Raw genomic sequence first — 20,008 nt, forward strand, 5'->3', positions numbered from 1 at the left:
AAGACAAGAACCCAGCTTCAGGCACAATAGAACAGCAACCCGTGGCCCTGTTTTCAGTCGGCAAAACTGGCCCTATTTTCGGTTGGCGTTAACAGAATCTCTCAGCCCCGGTCATGGATGCTTGAACATAGGCCACAACGCCCCCTTCCGCCTACGTTCCACCCTAGCCCTGCCCCGTGGACGGGCATCCCAAATGAAGAGCTCGCCATACAGGTCGACGCGCAATACGATCACGTCAGCCGGTTAGTCCGCTGAGGATCCTTCAGTAGGGCGTTACCGGTGACGTCGAGCACGCGCCAAAATCGCCGCAATCACCGGGCCCTTGGCCTCAGAGTAGGCGTTCATGTTGTCCCAGGACTGAGTGAGCAGGTCGCGCTTCGTACGCTCATACAGGGCGCGGTCACCCGTATTCGTGCGCAGGTGGTCTCGAAGAAGGATGTAGTCACGTATGGCCGGATCCTCTTTTTCGAGAATGTGCACATGTACGTCTAGTGCAGGAGTTCGAACCAGGCGGTGCCCGGGCTCGCGGACTCGAAGCTTGTAGCCGGCCTCAAGCAGCGCGTCGAGGTAGTCCTCTTCGGCGGTTATGTCGGCAACTGCCACAACGATGTCGATGATTGGTTTCGCAGCCAGTCCAGGAACGGAGGTCGAGCCGACGTGTTCAATTTCGACTTCTGTTGCGGACAACGCGTCTTCAATTCGGCGCTGATGATCGAAGTAGAGGTTGGGCCAACGAGCGTCATACGTCTCCAACTCGAGGTGGCGCTTCTCTATGCCTCCTACGAGCTCTACTTCATGAACATCCGGTCGGCGAGGCCTGGAGCTGTCCATCACGGGAGGTCCTTCTATTCGTACTCGGGTATGCGCCCGTAAGGCGGTCTCTCCGGACACCCCTTACTCTTCCTGCTCGGCCTCGGCATGACTTTGCAATGAGGGGGGGCGGCCCACCCGTCTGCTCCGGTACGCCGCTTCGGGCTTGCCCGTCCTGAACGAAAGTGATCCTTATCTGGCTCCCGGGCTCTAGGACCGACCCTGCGGACGGATCTTGGGAGGTCACCCAAAACAGCCCAGGCCATGTACGCGATCGGAGTCCTGGCCCATCAGGGTCCCCGGCTGCGAGACCGAACCCAGCGTTCGCCGCGATGTCTGCTGCAATGTGCACAGGCTGCCCAACGAGATCAGGAACGGGCAGCATCTGAGGTTCAACCATCTCAGCATCTCCTTTGAGCCTGAACAGCAGAACGGTGAGATCGAACCTTTCCTGCCGATAACACGCAGATACGAATTATGGGGCTTAACGTCCATAAACGCAGCCTAATCGCCCGCAACCGGCAGGTGGCGTGACGCACGGTAGAGAATCCTTGAGCGTGAGGCGGTTCTATTTGGCCAGTGATGGGATGCCGAGTTCATTGCAGACTTCGGCTGTGCCCGGAATGACGCTTACTTTTCCGTCGATGACGCATTCGGTGAGGATTGGGATGTAGTTGCCAAAGGTGCGGATATTGGGGTCGGCGTAGAGCAGGTTGCCGTTCTGATCCCTCGCGGGTTCGGTCAAGGTCCGCTCGGCCGGGCCTCCCAGCGGCGGGGAAACGAGGTCATCGGGGACGAGGTCGTCGTTGATTCCTTCCATAATCATTCCTCCAAGATCCCAGACGCGGCTGCACTGGTTGATCGGATTGGCCACTTGCAAAAGTCCGGAGCTGGGATCTTCGGGCGTCAGATTGGTTTTGGCATTGAATCCGACCTCCTCAATACCGGTGCCCATATAGGGTCGCCGTGGGGTCTCCGCTGATCCCTCAATCTGATATTCGGAGGACAGGTCGGCCCGGTAGTAGCAGCGGATGTCCCGTTTGTCCGCCACACTAACAGGGGCGAGGCCGGAGGCGGGCGTGAGGTTTACCGAAGGGCCGGGAACGGCTATGAAGGCCACCGACGTCCTGTCCGGGGTTTCGGTCGTGGAGGGATGGCTGACTTGAATTGCTGCGGCTGTTCCAACCGCCGCAATGACGGCTGCTGTGCCGGCGATGCCAAAGGCTACTTTCATTTTTCCCCCGTTTTGTAGTCGCGACAGCAAGGCGCCGCCGCGGTGAACCACGTCCTGGAATCTGGCCGCAGTCGATGAGCGCAAGGCTGCTAGAAGTAGTGACTCCTCGGAAATTCCCATTGCAGGGCCGTCTCTCAGGTCGGCCCGCCATTGTTCCTCGCGGACCTCCCGCAGGGCAGCGGGAGTCAACGCCAGGCACAAAGCCAGGAGACCGTCTGTATTCCTCATATACCTAGCCACTGGCCCTCAAGCAGTGCGGGGGACGGTCGGCCCGAAGAGTTTGCGGACTTTGACTGCTGCGTTGCCACGTACTGTCTGGCCACTGGCTGCGCTTCAGCCAATAGCCGGTAGTAGCGCCGGCGAGGGCCTTTGCGCGTCTCGGTCGAATCCCATTCGCCTTTCACCCACCCCGCAGCTTCCAGGCGTTCGAGTATCGGATATACCGTGCCAGGCTTTTTCCCCACATCTTTGACAATCTGCAGCCCCCAGATACTGTCGGCCGACAGCAACGCCTCGAGGACCAGCGCAGTAGCTGGCGTAATCCGCCCCAAGTTCTCCATTCCTCAAATCTAGCTATATAGATTTAGAAGTCAAGTTGCTCTGGATCTCCAAACGGCAGCCCTAAGCCGAGGGCTTGCCCGGTAAGGGCTCCCTCACCGGACGCGAAAACGCGTCCGGTAACTGACCGGCTTACGGGCTGCTCATTGCGGCCCGTCAGTTAGCTCAATGACCGACTCGTGCGTTCTCATGCTTCCCGCAAACTTCGTCTCCAAACGTAGGCTGGCTGAATGAATCAGCGGACCGAAGTCGTCCTCGTCCATGGATTGTGGCATCAGCCGGCCCACTTCGACCGGTTGGCGGACGATCTGCGCGGCCAAGGGGCCCGCGTGCATGTTCCTCATCTGCACAGAGGCTCGCTAGCCGCGGACACTGCAGTCGTACAGGAGATAGTCGACGGATGTTTCCTGACGCCAATTGTCCTTGGCCATTCGTACGGCGGATCTGTCATCACGGGCCTGGAACGGATCAGACACCTCATGTATGTTGCTGCGTTCGTACCGGCAGCCGGTGAGAGCGGTGCGATGTTAGGTGGGCCCTCAGCACTGGTCAACGACGCCGTCCGGCACAACGAGGACGGGTCAACCAGCATCCATCCGGAACGGGCACGTGAGGTTCTGTACGACGATTGCTCCGAAGCTGACAGCGCATGGGCAACCTCACTCCTCGTGCCTCAACAACAGGGTCACGGGCGTGGCGTACCCAGCCGTATTGCTTGGGCAGCCACCGAGAGCACCTATATTCACTGCGAACAGGACAAGGCGCTTAGCCCCGTCCTCCAGGAACGTATGGCCGGCCGATGTACCAACAACGTCAGCTTGAAATCGAGCCATTCACCCTTCATTAGCCAACCTCAGAGGCTCACGAAACTAATCCTGGGGATATAGGTCTCACGTTCGGCCAACGCCAGACACTACCGGATCGAACCACGAGTGCGGCCGTTCAGGGATCCGCGTGCGGGCTGCGCCATGCGACGAACAGCGCCGTGAAAAAGCCGCCATTTACCGCCGAACGTCACGAACCCGGGCCTTTTCAAGGTCCTATCGGTTGCGCGGACCGCAAGGGGATCCCCTTCAGGGCAGCGCGGCCGCGGTGTTTGACCTACTGCTTAGAGCGCCGTTTGAATAGCATCACTGCGAAAACCGTGCCGAGCACGACGAACCCCACAGCGGCGATGATGATGACTACGAGTGCCGTATTTCTGTCGCTTGACCCACCCATTTGCCCCGTTACCAGCGAAAAAATGATGGTGCCCACTCCCGCCAGAATCATTAAAATGGCGCCAATACCAAAGTACTTAGCGGTTCCAACTTCTGCAGCTATCTCACCCGGCTTGCCCATACGCCGATTCCAGCCGCGATTTAGCTCGGCAATCCTGTCTCGCTGCCAGAATCCCAACGCCCCGATGACAACGGCGGCTATCCCCACGAGAAAGTTCATGGCCTGATCCAACCCTGTAGAGGCCCCAAGCACAAGCGGGCTGCCATGCGCACACCCGACGTCGTTCCGATACTGAGACCTAAGGCTACGCCCGTAAACCGGTTCCCAAACGGGTGCCCCGAAGTTACCGGTGAGGGGTCCCCATATGGGACGGCCCGGCCGGCTTTACCGCGTCGCATGCCCGCGCCCCGCCAGGACGCCGCCGCGGATGCCGCGATCCCTGAGATGTTTCCTCATCTCCGCACCGACCAGCTGCGGCAAACTGCAGCCCAGGCCGCACCCCGCAAGAGGGATGCCGGTGCATCGACCACTCGAAGGGGGTCGCAGCAGGGCCGGGGACCGTCGGTCACGTGGCTGTGTTCGAGCTGCAAGCCTGAGGGCATTAAGCGCTGGCTGACCCGAGCGGCTCTTCTGAGCAGTCATCCGATTGTGATAGATGGTTGCAGTTGCCGCAGCGTCATGTGATCTGCTGGAAGCCACGTCCAGTCCTACTCCGAGAGGTCCGCCATGCAACCGTTTCCGAACCCGCCCCGGGAGGTCCTGATTGGCGACGCCGCTGCGTTCGTCGGCGTAACTCCGCGGACGATCCGGCACTACCATCAGATCGGTCTGATGCCCGAGCGGGAGCGGGGAAGCGACGGCCGACGACGGTATGGCTATTCGGAGATCATCCGGCTGCTCTGGATCCGCCGCATGGCCGACGCCGGGATCGCCCTTGACGATATCCGCAATGCCTTTGTCGGCACCGTACAGAGCGGCGCCGAGGACGTGGACGAGTTCGAAAGCGTCCTCGCGCGGCTGGAGGATACCCTCGCCGCGCAGGAGGCCGAGTTGCAGCGGAAGCGCGCCTCGGTTCAGCGCATGCGGACCCTTGGCCGCCGGCTGGGGTTGCTCGACGATCTCGTCTCCAACCGCCTCGAGGGCGCACCTGAGGGCTCCTTGCGCCAAGACGACTTGGACGCCTTGCTGGTCACCGAGCGGGTTTTCGGTCCACTCGGTGCCGCCGTCCAGGCCGGCCGCTTCCTCGCCCTGGCCCTCGATCCGGCACTGCGGGCGGAGTCAGACCGCGTCGACGCCATCGAGGAAGCTCTTGACGACACGGTCGCCGTCAACAACCCCCGGGTTGCGGAGGTGGCGGCCGAGCGGCATGCCTTCGAGACCGCGCTGATGCGCGTCATCGCGGAGTCCGGTCAGCTGGAGGAGGACGACGCCCTCTTCGAAACCTGGGACGAGCTGCACCCGCCCGATGACGCTGACACGGCGCAAGGCCCCGACCCGGCAGCGGGCGCGCGCGTCAGGAATGCGGCGCAGACGATCCGGAGCATGCCCTACGACTTCTCCCCTGCCCGTCTGCGCTGCATGGAGCTGGTTGTGCAACTCGGAGCGTCGGCGGCTCCGGCGCCCTAAATAGGGCCTGTCGGCCCCGGAGCGCTCAACCTGCGCTCCTATTCCGGGTAAGGGTCTGCCCAGGCAATGTGGGATAGGGCCGGTTCAGCGGTGGCGTAAAGGGTGGTGAGTTGGCGGTAGAGGATTCCGGCTATGTAGCGCTTGAGGGATCGGCGGATTTCGCGGTGGCTACGGCCTTATTGAATGCGTCTGGGGACGTCGTCCCGGGTTTTGGGGTCGTGGGCTGCGGGCCGCCCAGGCCGGGTTAGATGCAGAGTCCGGGGAAAGGACGTCTTTGCGGATTTCCCCAAGTCCGATGGCTGCCGCTGCGTCAACGGTGGCCCATGGGATCAGTAGCAAGAGCAAGATAGTGGGCACCGCGAAAAAGGCTCCGAAGTGGATCCATTGATTTCGGACCGGTCGCAAAAGAAAGCCAACACTAGGCCAGTGGAGCTTTCTCGCCCTCGCCGAGGGTGCGGCCGTCCGATAGGGGATCCCCAAACGGGCGCTTGAGACGCCAGAGAATCACGCTCTGCGGGCTCCCTCTTGTTTTGATAAACAGGTGTACCGCATGATTCGGAGATGGCACGGAACAGGACCGTTACGGGCAGGTCACTACTTTTCGCACTTGGGCTGTCGGGCGTAATTGGCGGGGCCATCGGGATGACCCAAGGATGGCAGTACTCGTTTATCGGTCTAGGGGCCGGGCTCGGTCCATTGATCGGAGCCTACTTTGGCAACAAGAAGGCCGCCGAAGTCGACGCGTATCGCGAGGAATGGCTCGGCAGGCGAAAGAAGTCGACTGAGAAACCTGAGCCTCCCAAGGGATCGACCTGATGGGCTGCCATCTTCGTCCACGACCCGCTAAAAGACACGGTTCACCGCCCCGTAGGGGATCGGTATACGGATGGCTATGCCTTCACCTTCGATGCCCCAAAGGACGGTATTTAGAGATCAGTTCCCATTCTCGATCGTTGCACTAACCGAATGAGCCTATAGGCGAGGTAAGCGCTAAGCGCCGCTACAAGAGTAATAAACGCCGGGCGAATATCGGCGGGAATGAGATAGAAGTCTCGGCAGAGGCTCGTACCGTCAACTGCGCTGGCATTGCAGCCATGACTCGCGATGCTGAGCGCAAAAGTGGCAACAGCAGACACCAATACAAGAGCGATGGCCCAGGGCCACCATTCTGTCCATGGCCACGATGCTGATCGTCGCGGTTGTCCCTTGTCCGTCATAGCCAGAGCCTAGACAGCTTTCCGAGAACGGTAAACCACCCTCCGTTTGAGGATCTCTCACCGGGCACCGCAGGGCAGACAAACATACCCTTGCGGTCGGGATGGAGCCGTTTCACAGACTGCCGGTCGTGCAAGAATCGCCGTATGGATCAGGATGAGCGGCACAGGGAAGAATTGATGATCCTCGAGGCTCTGGTGCAGGCGATGGATCGGCGCGACGATGTCTTCCAGGTGATTGAGGATTCAGAGGACGTGGACGAAGCAATCCGTCGCGTGGGTCAACTGTTGGGCGTGGGAACCGTGGCGAGCCGGGCAGTCCTAGATTTGCAGGCCAGAAGATTCACACGAGGCCAGCGTCAGGCCAGCGTTTCTCGCGCAGAAGAACTCAGGTCGATGTTGCCCGACGGGCGCTGAGCTGGCCGCGCGCGATCAGCTTACGGTTGATCTTCCTGGCATCGATCCCAGCTTTCAGCGGCCATGAAGTGCGTCATGAACTCCGTTGGCCGATTCTCCGCCGGGCACTTACTTTCTCGAAAGTTCGTGCCTACCCTGACGTTACTGGTTTAGGACCCCTTGCTAAGCCGCTAGGCGCTGTTCAAGGCGAGTGCGCACGTGGGGCCATTCCTCGCGCAGTATGGAATAGATGGCCGTGTCGCGCCAACTGCCGTCAGCCCGTCGTTGGACGTGTCTGAGCACGCCCTCCGGTTGTGCACCTATCCGCTCTATGGCCGCCCGTGAACGAATGTTGAGTACATCGGCCTGTAGGCGGACGCGCTCAAAACCGTGGGTGAATGCAGCGTTCAGCAGGAGCCGCTTGGCGTCCGCGTTCACTCCGCTTCCCCACAAGTGGGGAGAATATGCAGTCCACCCAATGTGCGCAGACTCATTTTCCAGGTCGAAGTCCCCCAAGGTGGTGGTGCCAATAACCCGGTCGTCCTCGGAACGAAGGCATACGGCGTACACATTGGAGTGCTGCCATGGCAACCACTGGCGGAGGAACTCTGACCACTGCTCGAAGTCGTCACGATAAGCCCCTATACCGCCGCCCCAGCCGCCGGCGAAAATCTCGGGTCTCCCGATAGCCGTGAACAAGACTGGCAGGTCCTTCTCTTCCAAGGCGCGAAGAACTACGACGGTCCCTTCAAAACGGGCCAGAGGGTCAGGGCGGGAAGCAGTCATGCCATAAAGCATGTCAGGCCGGATAGCGGCACTCTAACCTGAATGCCTTGGCGGCACGATTGGTTTCGATTTCCCCTGGGCCGGTCTTGTTCACCCGCCCGTAAGCTGGTCCCTTACTGCGACGACCAAGGTCTGACCTGGGTCTTTGCAGTTGTCCAGCTTGAGGTGTCCCGTCCACCTCGCCGGCAAAACTGCCCGGTGAAGGTCCCCTAATCGCACAAGCCTTTGGCGCCCGGCATTTCCCGTAACCATGTCTCGAAACGTCTGCTTGAATCGGTGTGCTGGGCGCTAAATGAGCAGGCCTGGGCGGGCCGGGTGTCGTACCGGCGTGCTAGACCTGTCCCTAAGAACCCGGACCAGGAGAACCCTCGCCATGACCAACGCCATCCGGCTTGAACGCCGCTTCGAACATCCCCAGGACGCCGTCTGGGCTGCCCTGACCACACCGGAACTGTTGGCCCGCTGGTGGACGCCGGGAGACATCGCGCCCGTCGCCGGCCACCGGTTCACCCTGGACATGGGCAACTGGGGCCAGCAACAGTGCGAAGTCCTCACCGTGGAGCCGGGCACCGCCATCAGCTTCCTGTTTTCCGAAGGCATGCTGGACACCACCATCACCTGGCGGCTGGAATCCGCGGCGGACGGAACGGTGCTCCATTTCGAGCACGCAGGCTTCAACCCGGAGACGCCCATGGGCCGGACCGCCTACGAGGGGATGGGCAGCGGCTGGCCCGGCCTGCTGAACCGGATCGACGGGACGTTGGACGGCGGGCCTGACGCGCGTCAGTAACCGCCGGGCCGTTCCTGCAGGAGCGCCCGCAAGAGGTTGGTGGTCTGGTCCGCGCACTGCTTGATGCCGCGGAGGTGCGTCGCCGCCAGCCGGGGGAGGGCGGTGGCCGAGCCGTTGCCCCGGGCAGCGCTGCGCAGCGCCCGCTCCAGCTCCAGGGTCAGGCCGGCCAGCCGCTCCGCGCCAATCATCTGGCTGGAGGTCTTCAGGCTCAGGATGGCATCGAGGGCCCCCGGAGCATCGCCGGTGGTGAACGTCAGGCGCACCTTCTGGATCCGGTGCGGCAGGTTTGCGATGAAGTCCTGGATGAAGACCTGCCACACCCCTTCGTCGTCATCCAGGTCGGAGCGCAGCCGTTCCAACACCGCCTTATCCAGCAGCGGCAGCGCGTAGCCGTCTTCCTGCGTCACGGTCCTCCACCCCGCACGTCCCGCTGACGGCCCATCATGCGCCTCCCGCTGTCCGCATACCTGCGCGATGCTGCGGCAGGACTTTCAAGGGACGGTACGTGGCTGCCGGGCCGGAGCACATGAGTGGTGGGTACTCGCATTTCCGGGTACCGACCCCTGCTTACAGTGGTGTTTACCTCCGGTAGCCTGTTGGGATGGTTCGGGGAATGGCTGATTTCGGCGGCGAGGGCATCATGCTCGCCGGGGCGGGCCGTGCCCTGCTGCTGCAGCTCGCCAACCCGGCCGTGGGACGCGGCGTGGCGGAACACAGCACCTTCGAGGGCCGCCCGGTCAACCGGCTCAAGGGCACGCTCACCTATGTCTACGCCATCGTCTATGGCACCGAGGAACAGGTGAAGGAAGTCCGCCGCCGGGTGAACCGTGCCCACGTGCCGGTCCGGCGCCCGGACAACGCGGAATCGCCCGGCTACAGCGCCTACGATCCCGAGCTCCAGCTCTGGGTGGTGGCCACGCTCTACGACACCGCCCGCACGGTCATTGAAAAGATTTACGGCCCGCTCGACGCCGGCACGGCCGATGCGATGTACCGCGACTATGCGCGGCTCGGCACCGCCCTGCAGGTTCCCGAGGGCATGTGGCCGCAGGACCGGGCCGCGTTTGGCCGCTACTGGGACCAGCAGATTGCAACCCTCCAGGCCGGGCCCGCAGGCATCCGGGTGGCGCACGGCCTGCTCTACCCCAAGCACACAGCCCTCTGGTACCGGGCCATCATTCCGCCTGCCCGGTTCCTCACCGCAGGGTTCCTGCCGGACAGGATCCGCCAGGACTTCGGCCTGCCGTGGAACGACCGCCGGGAGCGCCGCTTCAACAGCACCATGCGGATGCTGTCATTGACCTACCCCAGGCTTCCCCGGGGGATCCGGCACGGGCTCAAGGACTACCTCCTGGGCGAGTTGGACAAGGACATCCGCAGGAACAGCCGGTCAGCCAAGCGTCAGGGAGTCAGTGCGTAGTTCCACCCCGGTTGAGCAGCGGATCGATGAAAGTGCCCGCCGCTTCCTCGCCACCGCGCCCGCCAACGGCGCCAAAGCCAGGCTCACAGAATTCGTGGTGTTCGGCCTCAAACAGGGCTGGGCCTGCATCTTCGGGGCGGCCCTCCTGGCGGTGCTCATGGCGGCCCGGCTCTGGTACCCGGACAGCGTGGCGCTGGCCCGCAACGACTTCCTGACCCTCGCCGCCGTCGTGATCCAGGTCCTGATGGTTGCCTTCAAACTCGAAACCCTGAAGGAACTGCGGGTCATCGTGCTGTTCCACCTGGTGGGGACCTGCATGGAACTGTTCAAGACGGACGTGGGTTCCTGGTCCTACGAGGCCGAGGGCGTGCTGCGCATCGGCGCCGTGCCCCTCTTCAGCGGCTTCATGTACGCGGCCGTGGGTTCCTACATGGTGCGCGTCTACCGGCTCTTCGACCTCCGGTTCGCCAACTACCCACGCAGGTGGATCACCGCAATCGTGGCCGCGGCCATCTACGTCAACTTCTTCAGCCACCACTACATCTGGGACCTGCGCTGGGTGCTGCTCGCCGCCGTCGTGGTGGTCTTCGGCCGCTGCGTGATGCACCTCCGGGTGTTCCGCCGGCGGTTCCGGATGCCGCTGGTGCTCTCATTCCTGCTGGTGGCGCTGTTCATCTGGCTCGCCGAGAACATCGCCACCTGGTCAGGGGCGTGGCTTTATCCCAGCCAGGTGGCCGGCTGGCACCCGGTGGGCCTGGAGAAACTCGTGGCCTGGTTCCTGCTGATGATCATTTCCGTGGTGCTGGTGGCCTGGGTCTACAAGCCGGCACCCCCGGACAGGGAAAGCGAACGACGGCGGGAAGTTCCGCCGTCGTCCGCCATGGTGAAGTAGGCCCTTTGATGTGAAGGGGGCCCTGCCATAACCCGTTTCAGCAGGGCCCTCGCTACGGCATCCAGTTCCCGGTTTGATGGACACATGCCGCACGAGACAACCGAAACCAGCATCCCAAGGCACCCACAGGTCCACGTCCCCGAGGAGCACCGTGCCCATTGGGGCGGAGTCTTCGCGATGTCGCTCTGCGTCTTTGCGCTGATCGCCTCGGAGTTTATGCCCGTCAGCCTGCTCACGCCGATGGCGGCCGAATTCCAGGTCACCGAAGGAATGGTTGGGCAGGGCATTGCGGTTTCGGGCGTCTTCGCCGTCCTGACCAGCCTCTCAATCTCCACCGTGGCACGCACCCTGAACCGCAAAGTGCTCCTGCTGGGGCTGACGGCCGTGATGGCGGTGTCCGGAGCCCTGGTTGCCCTGGCGCCGGACTATCCGCTGTTCATGATCGGCCGCGCCCTCATCGGCGTAGTAATCGGAGGCTTCTGGTCCATGTCAGCAGCCACCGCCATGCGCCTGGTCCCGGCATCCCGGGTACCGCGTGCCCTGGCCATCTTCAACGGCGGCAACGCCCTCGCCACGGTCCTGGCCGCGCCGCTCGGCAGCTACCTGGGCTCCGTCATCGGCTGGCGCGGGGCGTTCTTCTGCCTGGTCCCGGTGACGCTGCTCGCCCTGGTGTGGCAGTGGATCAGCCTTCCGTCCATGCCCGTTAAGCGGACCGCGGCGGCCGCCAGCGTCTTCGCGGTTTTCGCCGGGCTCAAGAACCGGACCGTTGCCTGGGGGATGGCCGCCTGCGGGTCCTTCTTCATGGGACAGTTCGTCCTGTTCACCTACGTCCGCCCGTTCCTGGAAACGGTCACCCGCGTTGATGTGGCCACCGTGTCCCTGGTGCTGCTGATCATGGGCGCGGCCGGGTTCGTGGGCACCGCCCTGGTTGGCCGGTTCCTTGGCAAGAGGCTGTACCGGACCCTGCTGGTCATCCCGGTCCTCATGTCCGCCATCGCTGCGGCGCTGGTCCCCTCCGGCGGTTCGGTTGCCGCCGTCGTTGTTCTTCTGGGCCTGTGGGGACTGCTGTCCACCGCCGCGCCCGTGGGCTGGTGGAGCTGGATCGCGGAGGCCATGCCGCACAACGCCGAGGCGGGCGGCGGCCTGATGGTGGCGGTCATCCAGACGTCCATAGCCCTCGGCTCAACCCTGGGCGGCGTGCTCTTCGACTCCGCCGGCTACGGAAGCACCTTCCTGGTGAGCGCAGCTATTCTTGCGGCCGCGGCGGTCCTGGCATTCCTCACAGCGCGGGCCACCGCCGGTCCCGCGGGTGGCGAATGAATGCCCCACGCGCGGGTTTCAAAGCGGACGCTGACGTTGCCGAGGCGGGCAGGCCGGGCGTGCGGGGCCTGATCAACCGGCACCACAGGAAAAGCGCAACGGACGACGGCGGGAGGTTCCGCCGTCGTCCGTTGCGTTGCCGTGGAAGCCTGGAGACTCAGTCCTCGTAGGTGTTGGCGATGTACACATCGCACGGGGCGTTGTGCGCCACGCTGTTGGCCACACTGCCCAGGAGCCGGCCGATGCCGCGCATCCTGCGGTTACCCACCACAATCAGACGGGCATCCAGGCGGATGGCTTCCTTGATGAGCGAATCGGCGGGCTTGCCGCGCGAAGCGAAGTGGGTGACCTCCACTCCCGGCCTGGAGGCGCCCAGGGATTCGGCAACATGCTGCGCGCTGTCGCCCCGGAAAACTGTCACCTGGTCAGAGCCCGAACCAAAGGTTTCGGCGCTCTCCGACTCGAACCCGGTCACCACATGCAGCGACGCTCCGAGCGACTCCGCCAGGTCAAGTGCCACTTCCGCAGCTTTCCGCGCAGATGCGCTGGCATCCACGCCTACAACGACTACTCCACTCATGGGGGCTCCTTCATTCGGGGGCATTACCGTCAAGGGGCCAGTCTAAAGGAGGGGTCAGCGGATGCGGCGGCGGCGCATGGAACCGAGGTGACGGTATTCGGTCATGCGTTTGCTCCCAGTAGCGGCTGGCTGGGAAGCTGCGGGCTTCGCTGGACGGCGCCGGGCTGGCCGGGCGTGTGCGGGCCCCGGCTGTATTGGCTTTCGGGGCGCTGCAGGCCGAAGTGCTCACGCAGTGTCCGGCCGGAGTACTCGGTGCGGAACAGGCCGCGTGACTGCAGGATGGGGACCACCTCATCGGCGAACGCATCGAAGCCCCCGGGCAGCCACGGCGGCATGATGTTGAACCCGTCCGCGGCGCCGCCTTCAAACCAGCGCTGGATTTCGTTCGCCACCTGCACGGGAGTCCCGGCAAAAACGTAGTGTCCGCGGGCGCCGGCAAACCGGTGCAGCACCTGCCGGACGGTGAGGTTTTCGCGGCGGATGATCTCCAGGACCAGCTGGCTGCGGCTGCCGGCTTTGCCCGCGGTGGCCAGCAGCTCCGGCGGGAAGGGACCGTCCAGCGGCACTCCGTCCAGGTCGATGCCCAGCAGTTTCCGCAGGATCCCCAGCCCGTATTCCGGCTGGGTGAGCTCGTCGAACTCCTGCTTCAACGCTTTCGCTTCCGCTTCGGTGGAGCCCAGGTACGGGCTGATGCCGGGCAGCACCAGGAGCTGGCCGGGGTCCCGGCCGAACGCCGCCGCCCGGGCTTTGATGTCCGCGTAGAACGCCTGCGCGCTCTCCAGGGACTGGTGGGCCGTGAACACTGCCTCCGCATGTTCGGCGGCGAAGGCCTTGCCGTCCTCTGAGGAACCTGCCTGAACGTACACCGGGCGGCCTTGCGGGGAGCGTGGCGTGTTCAGGGGCCCTGCCACGCGGAAATATCTGCCCTCATGCTCCACCGGGTGGATACGTGACGTGTCGGCGAAAACCCCCGTGCCGGCATCGGCCACCACGGCGTCGTCCTCCCAGCTGTCCCAGAGCTTGCCCACCACGCGGACAAAGTCGTCCGCCCGGTCGTAGCGTTCAGCGTGCGGCGGGTGCTCGTCCAGCCCAAAGTTCTGCGCCGCCCGCTCCGCGCCGGTGGTCACGATGTTCCAGCCGGCGCGGCCATTGCTGAGGTGGTCCAGCGAGGCGAACAGCCGGGCCGCGTTGTAGGGCTCCAGATAAGTGGTGCTGGCCGTGCCGATCAGGCCGATCCGCTCTGTGGCCACCGCGATGGCGGACAGCCACGTGAACGGCTCGATCCGGAACCGGGTGGCGAACTGGACATTGCTTTCCAGCGCAGGCCCGTCGGCGTAGAACACCGCGTCCAGTTTTGCCGCTTCGGCGCGCTGCGCCAGCTCCTGGTAGAACCGGATGTCCAGCAGCCGCTCGGTGTGGGACTTCGGATGCCGCCAGGCTGCCTCGTGGTGGCCGCCCGGATAGATGAACAGGTTCAGTTTCAGCTGCCGGCCCATCAGAATGCGGAACCGATCGAGGCGAGCTCCGGAGCTGCCGCATGGGCGTACTGGTTCTCCGGGCGGGCAAGGCCGTAGTGCTCCCGCAGCGTCCGCCCGGTGTACTCGGTGCGGAACAGCCCGCGCTCCTGGAGGATGGGGACCACCTGGTCCACGAAGGTTTCCAGCCCGGCGGGGAGCACCGGGGGCATGATGTTGAAGCCGTCCGCTGCGCCGCCGTCGAACCATTCCTGGATGGCGTCAGCCACCTGCACCGGGGTGCCCGTGAACGTGCGGTGCCCGCGGCCACCGCCGAGCCGGCCGATCAGCTGACGGACGGTGAGCTGCTCGCGGCGGGCCAGCTGCACGATCAGCGTGTAGCGGCTCTTGGCGCCCTCGATCTCATCCTCGCTGGGCAGGTTGTCCGGCAGCTGGCGGTCCAGCGGCAGGTCCTCAGGTGCCACCCGAAGGGTCTTGGCCAGCTGGATACGGGCGTACTCGGGCTTGATCAGCCGGTCCAGTTCACGCTCCAACTCCAGGGCTTCCTCCACGGTGGCGCCAATGACGGGCACGATTCCGGGAAGGATCTTGATGGTTTCCGGGTCCCGCCCTGCAGCTGCGGTGCGGGCCTTGAGGTCGCGGTAGAACTCCTGCGCGTCGGCGAGGGTCTGGTGCGCGGTGAAGACAGCGTCCGCGTACTTCGCGGCGAGCTCCTTGCCGTCCTCGGACGAGCCCGCCTGCACGATCAGCGGGTGGCCCTGCGGGGACCGCGGAACGTTGAGCGGGCCACGGACCTTGAAGTGCTTGCCTTCATGGTCCACGGTGCGGATCCTGTCCGCGTCGCCCCAGACACCCTCTTCCTTGTCGGCCAGTACAGCATCGTCCTGCCAGCTGTCCCACAGCTTCTGCGCCACTTCGATGAACTCGCCGGCACGCTCGTACCGGACGGCATGGGCGGGCTGATCGTCCACGCCGAAGTTCCGGGCGGCGTCCGGGCCGGCCGTAGTCACCACGTTCCAGCCGGCACGTCCGCCGCTGGCCCAGTCCACCGAGGCGAAGCGGCGGGCCAGGTTGAACGGTTCGTTGTAGGTGGTGGAGGCGGTGGCGATCAGCCCGATCCGCTCCGTGGCCCCGGCAATGGCGGTCAGGAGCACTGTGGGTTCGAGCTTGCCCGCGGGGCGGCGGCCCACCTCGCCGAACAGGACGGGGGAATCGGCAAAGAAGATCGAGTCCAGCTTGCCGCGTTCGGCGGTGCGGGCGAGGTTCTTGTAGTGCTCCACGTCGGTGCTTGCCTGCGGGTCGCTTTCCGGCAGCCGCCAGGAGGCCTCGTGGTGGCCGGTGCTCATCAGGAAGGCATTGAGGTGGAGGTGGCGCTGCGGTTCAGTGGGCGTGCTGCTCATGGGAGGCTCCTTGGAAAGAATGGGTTAACGGCCGACGACGGCGGGCTGGGCGGTGCGGACGGGCTCCGGGTCATTCGGGGCTTCGACGCCCAGGGCGGTCAGCAGGTCGCGGCGGAGGGCTCCGTGGCCGGCGGCATCAGCGGACGATCCGATCTCCGGTGCCACAGTGCGTACGGTGGCGATCCGGCCGTGGTCCAGCACCACGATCCGGTCCGCCAGGGCGATGGCCTCGTCCACGTCGTGGGTGACCAGCAGGACCGCGGGCCGGTGCGCGGCCACGAGGTCCTGGAGCAGGCCGTGCATCTTGATGCGGGTCAGGGCGTCGAGCGCACCGAACGGCTCGTCAGCCAGCAGGAGCTGCGGCTCGCGGACCAGGGACCGTGCCAGGGCAACGCGCTGCTGCTCACCGCCGGACAACTCGTGTGGCCAGGCTTTTTCGCGGCCGGCGAGCCCCACCTCGGCGAGGGCCCGGCGTGCCCGGCTCTCGGCGTCGTGCTCCCTCAACCCAAGGGTGACGTTGCCCAGTACCGTGTCCCACGGCAGCAGCCGGGAGTCTTGGAACACCACTGATACCCGGTCCGGGACGCTGATGACGCCGCTGCCGCGGACGTCGTGGTCCAGCCCGGCGAGGGCGCGGAGCAGGGTGCTCTTGCCGCAGCCGCTGGGTCCAAGGAGTGCCACGAACTCGCCGGGCGCGATGTCCAGGTCCACGCCGTTCAGGACGCCCTTGGGCCCGAAGCTGCGGACCATGCCGCGCACCGACACCGTGGAACCGGTGCCGGAAGCGGTACGGGAGCCGGCCGGAGCGGCAGTGGACGGACGGTGTGCGACGGCGGTCAGCCCGCCAGGGTGCGCTGCCATGAGAGGGCCTTTCGTTCGATGAAACGGACAATGCCGTCGGAGAGAAGGCCAAGGATGCCGTAGACAGCCAGGCCGAGGACGATGATGTTGGTTTGGCCGTAGGTGCGGGCGAGCTCCATCATGTAGCCGATGCCGCTGGTGGCGTTGATCTGCTCCACCACCACCAGGGATACCCAGGCGCCGGTGACCGCGAAGCGCAGGCCCAGGAAGAAACCGGGCAGGGCTCCGGGGAGCACTACCTTGCGGATGAAGCCGGCCCGGCTCAGGCCCACGGTCTGTGCCAGTTCCACGTAGCGCAGGTCGATGCCGCGCAGCCCGGCGTGGGTCTGCAGGTAGATCGGGACGAACACGCCCAGGGTGATGGTGAGGACCTTCATGGTCTCGTCGATGCCGAACCACAGGATCAGCAGGGGGATCAGGGCCAGGCCGGGGATGGCGCGCTTGATCTGTACGGGACCGTCGATCAGAGCTTCCCCGATCCGGCTGAGCCCGGCCAGGAGGGCCAGGGTTGCGCCAACCACGATGCCAAAGAACAGTCCCAGGCCGGCGCGCTGGGCTGAGATGGCCAGGTTCTCCTGGAGCCGGCCGTCGGCGATCAGCTCGCCGGCGGTGGCCACCACGGTCCAGGGCTCGGACAGGATCCGGGGATCGAGGATGCCGGTGGCGGATGTGACGGTCCAGAGTGCCAGCAGGGCACCGGGACCCAGGAGCCAGGCGAACCTGCGGCGCCGTCCCGGGCCGAGCCGCTTTCCGGTGGGCCGGACGTCCGCACGCTTGTCGAGGTCCGGGTCCAGGTGGGGCTCGACGGCGGGGCGCTCCAGTACGGCGCTCACGCGGCACCCACCTTGGCGGCCGCGGCGAAGGACGTGCCACCGATGGCCTCGAACCGGGTGTCATAGAGGTCCGTGGCCTTCAACTGGGGCTTCTTCTGTTCGCGGGACAGCAGGTCGATGGTCTGCTGGTGGCGTTCGATTGCCTCGGTCCAGGACGTGGGGATGTCCCGCTTGCCGGTGGCTTCGATCAGGTACTGGCCGTCCTCACGGGACAGGCCCTGGTCCTTGACGTAGTAGCCCTCCAGCCACTCCTCCGGGTGGTCCTCCACCCAGCGCTGGGCCTTGCCCCACACCTCCACATACTTGGCCAGCGCAGCTGCCTTGGCAGGGTCTGCCAGGACGCCGGCGGGGGAGTAGAGGTGGCCGGGGTCATCCCGGAGGCCGTGGCGGAGGGTGGTGGCACCGTCGGCCTTGTACTTGGCGAGGTACCGCTTGATCTGGACGCCACCCAGCGGCGCGGCGTCCACCTGCTTGCTGGAGAGCGCGGAGGCGTAGGCGTCGCCGGTACTGGGCAATTCCACGAGCTTCACGTCCTCTTGCTTGAGGCCGGCCTTGTCCAGGATGCGCAGCACCAGGGCGCCCTGTGCCTGGCCGGGGCTGTACGCCACCTTTTTGCCGCGCAGGTCCTCCAGCTTCGTGATGCCGGCTCCGGGTGCGACGCCGAGTTCGTAGATGGGGTGGTTCACTGCGTCCTGGCGGTACACGGCGGCGATGATGCGCACGTCAAGGCCCGTCCAGGTGGCGTGGATGGGCGGGATGTCCGCCACCGAGCCGACGTCCAGTGCGTTGGCCCGGAACGCTTCGGTGGTCTGTGGCCCGCCGGAAAGGTTGGCGAACTCCACGTTGATGCCCTCCAGCTCCTTGTTCAGGCCGGAAAGTTCCAGTGCAACGCGAATGCTGGGGTCGCCCACTGTGATGGTGGTGCCGGCCGGGACCGATGCCGCCAGCGGGGCGAGTGCCTCCTGGCTGATCCGTTCACCGCCGGCGGTGGCTGAGCCGCCGCAGGCGGAGAGGAGCCCGACGGCGGGAATCGCCAGGAGTGCCCCGAGCGCACGGCGCCGGGTGAAAGCAGGTGGAGAGGATGCTGCGAAGGACATGGGTGCCTTTCGGAAGGAATGCGGGCAAATCCGGGCAGGGCAAACCAAAGCTCGTGGCCCGGAAGGCGGGAAAAGGATGAAAGGGGAGTGCCGGCGTCGGACGAATCAGGCCCGACGCGCCGGCACCCGGTGTAAGGAAATCTGTGGGGCTGCGGCCGAAGCTAGCGCCGTGTTGCTGCCATTCGGCGGAGCGGAGACATTCGGGGGCGGCAACAGTGCGGACCCCAAGTGGTGCTGCGGTGCATGCGGCTGGATGTATCAGACATCAGGTCCTCCTGTCCTTGATAGGGCCGGGTTGGGCTGGCGCGGGTTGAAGCTGGTGCGTGCTGCAAAGCGGCCTGGCCGGGACCGTGGGAACTACCTAAGCACGCGTGTCAGGGGCTTGGCCAGCACTTTGTGGCGGACGCTCAACGGGACGCAACGGCGCTAAATATTGGCGCGCTGGAGGGTCAAAACAGGCAACGCTGCGCCACGAACCGCAACGGGGCTTCATGTGACTGGACGGTGCGGAAGCTGCTGCTAACGGGCCAACCGGGTCCGTTCGACCATGTTCCCGGTGGCCCAGGCCGGCGCCGGCGGCGTTGCCGTGGGGTCGGCGAAGAACTCTTCCACTGCTGCCACGGTGCGGTCCAGGGTGTGCACGTTGCGAGCCGCCACGGAGGCTGTTCCGTTCGCGACGGGCACCTCGACGGTGCCCGTGGAGGACCCGGCGCCGGCTCCGAAGTCCCACAGCAGCGACCACCGGTCCGCGTTTCCGGCGTCGCTGTTCCGATGGCAAACGAATCCCACACTGGCTGAGCCAACGGCTTCGAACCGGGCGGTGCCGTACTCCACAATGAGCGCTCCGTGGTTCGTCCCGTCCAGGGCGCGGAGGGCGGCCAGGGCTGCATTCCTGGCGTCCTCTTCCGAGCCGAACGCCGCGCCGTCAACAATCCAGTCGTGGTAGGCCCGGTACCCGCGGGCTGTGGGCATGGTTTGCCGCATGTCCACGCCCAAAACGCGGGAAGACCATCCCATGTCGAACTCGTATGCGCCTGGCGAGATGGACGCGGCAATCTGGTCACGGTTCTCGAAGGACACGCCATCGGAGTAGTGCACCGGACCACAGTCCGATGTTTCCAGCCGGACCCCGGCGGTGGAGGCGGAGCCGCGGGTTCCTCCCGAGCTGGTGCTCGGTGCTGCAGACACCACATCGCAGCGGACGGTCCGGACATCTACGAAATCTCCGAAAATGGTTACCGCCATGACAAGGGCAAAGAGCAGGAAGGCGCCGCCGCACAGCCGCCAAATCCAGGGTGACGCAGCCTTGAAGGCCTTCGCCGCAGGTGAAAGCGCCCGGGGCTGGCGTTCATCACTCTCGCCCGTTGCAGCCAGTCTTGTCCCACCGTCGTCGTGTGTATCCCCCATGACGGCAAGCCTAGTAGGGCGTCGGGGATGCGCATCCATTGAAGGCAGGCGATGATCTAGCTATGACTACATGCCTGCCTGTGGTGAA

21 protein-coding genes are annotated in these 20,008 nt (G+C 64.9%); 7 read left to right on the top strand and 14 right to left on the bottom strand.

The window, feature by feature from the left end; genetic code table 11:
* Positions 1-273: 273 nt before the first annotated feature.
* The 4 genes from ACFV4R_RS05050 to ACFV4R_RS05065 all read right to left on the bottom strand — a co-directional run bounded on the left by ACFV4R_RS05050 (position 274) and on the right by ACFV4R_RS05065 (position 2,604).
* A complete protein-coding gene (locus tag ACFV4R_RS05050; protein WP_377201654.1) occupies positions 274-831 on the bottom strand; it encodes a GrpB family protein in 558 nt (185 codons plus the stop codon).
* The gene (locus ACFV4R_RS05055; RefSeq protein WP_377227105.1) at positions 794-1,210 is read right to left on the bottom strand and encodes a PASTA domain-containing protein; all 417 of its coding nucleotides are present in this window, start codon (positions 1,208-1,210) and stop codon (positions 794-796) included. The genes ACFV4R_RS05050 and ACFV4R_RS05055 overlap by 38 nt, the downstream gene beginning before the upstream one ends.
* A gap of 168 nt (positions 1,211-1,378) precedes the next feature.
* Positions 1,379-2,164, bottom strand: a complete 786-nt coding sequence (locus ACFV4R_RS05060; protein WP_377201638.1) for a hypothetical protein — start codon at positions 2,162-2,164, stop codon at positions 1,379-1,381.
* Positions 2,165-2,268: 104 nt separating this feature from the next.
* Complete coding sequence (locus tag ACFV4R_RS05065; RefSeq protein ID WP_377201637.1) at positions 2,269-2,604, bottom strand: PadR family transcriptional regulator; 336 nt, start codon at positions 2,602-2,604, stop codon at positions 2,269-2,271.
* Between the two features lie 228 nt (positions 2,605-2,832).
* On the opposite strand from ACFV4R_RS05065, the gene ACFV4R_RS05070 reads away from it, so the two are divergent.
* Positions 2,833-3,489, top strand: coding sequence for an alpha/beta hydrolase (locus tag ACFV4R_RS05070; protein ID WP_377201636.1), 657 nt, complete (start codon positions 2,833-2,835; stop codon positions 3,487-3,489).
* A 214-nt stretch (positions 3,490-3,703) separates the two neighbouring features.
* Here the strand turns inward: ACFV4R_RS05070 and ACFV4R_RS05075 are convergent, their stop codons facing one another.
* Positions 3,704-4,042, bottom strand: coding sequence for a hypothetical protein (locus tag ACFV4R_RS05075; protein ID WP_377201635.1), 339 nt, complete (start codon positions 4,040-4,042; stop codon positions 3,704-3,706).
* Positions 4,043-4,549: 507 nt separating this feature from the next.
* Here ACFV4R_RS05075 and ACFV4R_RS05080 point away from each other — a divergent pair.
* Together ACFV4R_RS05080 and ACFV4R_RS05085 are read left to right on the top strand one after the other, a co-directional pair.
* Positions 4,550-5,449: a MerR family transcriptional regulator gene (locus tag ACFV4R_RS05080; RefSeq protein ID WP_377201634.1), complete on the top strand. Its 900-nt coding sequence runs from the start codon at positions 4,550-4,552 to the stop codon at positions 5,447-5,449.
* A 1,361-nt stretch (positions 5,450-6,810) separates the two neighbouring features.
* Positions 6,811-7,080, top strand: coding sequence for a DNA gyrase subunit A (locus ACFV4R_RS05085; protein ID WP_377201633.1), 270 nt, complete (start codon positions 6,811-6,813; stop codon positions 7,078-7,080).
* Positions 7,081-7,242: 162 nt separating this feature from the next.
* Here ACFV4R_RS05085 and ACFV4R_RS05090 read toward each other — a convergent pair whose 3' ends face one another.
* Complete coding sequence (locus ACFV4R_RS05090; protein ID WP_377201632.1) at positions 7,243-7,845, bottom strand: GNAT family N-acetyltransferase; 603 nt, start codon at positions 7,843-7,845, stop codon at positions 7,243-7,245.
* Positions 7,846-8,218: 373 nt separating this feature from the next.
* Here ACFV4R_RS05090 and ACFV4R_RS05095 point away from each other — a divergent pair, with 373 nt between their 5' ends.
* Positions 8,219-8,635 carry an SRPBCC domain-containing protein gene (locus tag ACFV4R_RS05095; RefSeq protein WP_377201631.1) on the top strand — a complete coding sequence of 139 codons (417 nt, stop codon included), beginning with the start codon at positions 8,219-8,221 and terminating at the stop codon, positions 8,633-8,635.
* Here the strand turns inward: ACFV4R_RS05095 and ACFV4R_RS05100 are convergent.
* On the bottom strand, positions 8,629-9,042 hold the full coding sequence (locus ACFV4R_RS05100) for an Hpt domain-containing protein (protein WP_377201630.1): 414 nt from the start codon (positions 9,040-9,042) through the stop codon (positions 8,629-8,631). The genes ACFV4R_RS05095 and ACFV4R_RS05100 overlap by 7 nt on opposite strands.
* A gap of 206 nt (positions 9,043-9,248) precedes the next feature.
* On the opposite strand from ACFV4R_RS05100, the gene ACFV4R_RS05105 reads away from it, so the two are divergent.
* The 3 genes from ACFV4R_RS05105 (at position 9,249) to ACFV4R_RS05115 (ending at position 12,267) form a co-directional block, all read left to right on the top strand.
* Positions 9,249-10,055, top strand: a complete 807-nt coding sequence (locus tag ACFV4R_RS05105) for an oxygenase MpaB family protein (protein ID WP_377201629.1) — start codon at positions 9,249-9,251, stop codon at positions 10,053-10,055.
* The gene (locus tag ACFV4R_RS05110; RefSeq protein WP_377201628.1) at positions 10,048-10,947 is read left to right on the top strand and encodes a DUF817 domain-containing protein; all 900 of its coding nucleotides are present in this window, start codon (positions 10,048-10,050) and stop codon (positions 10,945-10,947) included. Before ACFV4R_RS05105 ends, ACFV4R_RS05110 begins: the two co-directional genes overlap by 8 nt.
* Positions 10,948-11,031: 84 nt before the next feature.
* Positions 11,032-12,267 carry an MFS transporter gene (locus tag ACFV4R_RS05115; RefSeq protein ID WP_377201627.1) on the top strand — a complete coding sequence of 412 codons (1,236 nt, stop codon included), beginning with the start codon at positions 11,032-11,034 and terminating at the stop codon, positions 12,265-12,267.
* A 157-nt stretch (positions 12,268-12,424) separates the two neighbouring features.
* Here the strand turns inward: ACFV4R_RS05115 and ACFV4R_RS05120 are convergent, their stop codons facing one another.
* From ACFV4R_RS05120 to ACFV4R_RS05150, 7 genes are all read right to left on the bottom strand, one after another.
* Positions 12,425-12,847 (bottom strand): universal stress protein, encoded by a 423-nt coding sequence (locus ACFV4R_RS05120; protein WP_056077786.1) that lies wholly within the window; start codon positions 12,845-12,847, stop codon positions 12,425-12,427.
* Between the two features lie 101 nt (positions 12,848-12,948).
* Positions 12,949-14,343: an LLM class flavin-dependent oxidoreductase gene (locus ACFV4R_RS05125; protein WP_377201626.1), complete on the bottom strand. Its 1,395-nt coding sequence runs from the start codon at positions 14,341-14,343 to the stop codon at positions 12,949-12,951.
* Entirely contained in the window at positions 14,343-15,722 is a 1,380-nt protein-coding gene (locus ACFV4R_RS05130; RefSeq protein WP_377201625.1) for an LLM class flavin-dependent oxidoreductase, read from the bottom strand. The genes ACFV4R_RS05125 and ACFV4R_RS05130 overlap by 1 nt, the downstream gene beginning before the upstream one ends.
* Positions 15,723-15,746: 24 nt before the next feature.
* Positions 15,747-16,583: an ABC transporter ATP-binding protein gene (locus ACFV4R_RS05135; RefSeq protein ID WP_377201624.1), complete on the bottom strand. Its 837-nt coding sequence runs from the start codon at positions 16,581-16,583 to the stop codon at positions 15,747-15,749.
* Positions 16,559-17,416 (bottom strand): ABC transporter permease, encoded by an 858-nt coding sequence (locus ACFV4R_RS05140; RefSeq protein WP_377201623.1) that lies wholly within the window; start codon positions 17,414-17,416, stop codon positions 16,559-16,561. Before ACFV4R_RS05140 ends, ACFV4R_RS05135 begins: the two co-directional genes overlap by 25 nt.
* The gene (locus ACFV4R_RS05145; RefSeq protein WP_377201622.1) at positions 17,413-18,513 is read right to left on the bottom strand and encodes an ABC transporter substrate-binding protein; all 1,101 of its coding nucleotides are present in this window, start codon (positions 18,511-18,513) and stop codon (positions 17,413-17,415) included. Before ACFV4R_RS05145 ends, ACFV4R_RS05140 begins: the two co-directional genes overlap by 4 nt.
* Positions 18,514-19,032: 519 nt before the next feature.
* Entirely contained in the window at positions 19,033-19,920 is an 888-nt protein-coding gene (locus ACFV4R_RS05150; RefSeq protein ID WP_377201621.1) for a hypothetical protein, read from the bottom strand.
* Positions 19,921-20,008 lie beyond the last annotated feature (88 nt).

Origin of the sequence: Pseudarthrobacter sp. NPDC059871 (assembly GCF_042731175.1) — a bacterium.
Taxonomy (GTDB): Bacteria; Actinomycetota; Actinomycetes; order Actinomycetales; family Micrococcaceae; genus Arthrobacter.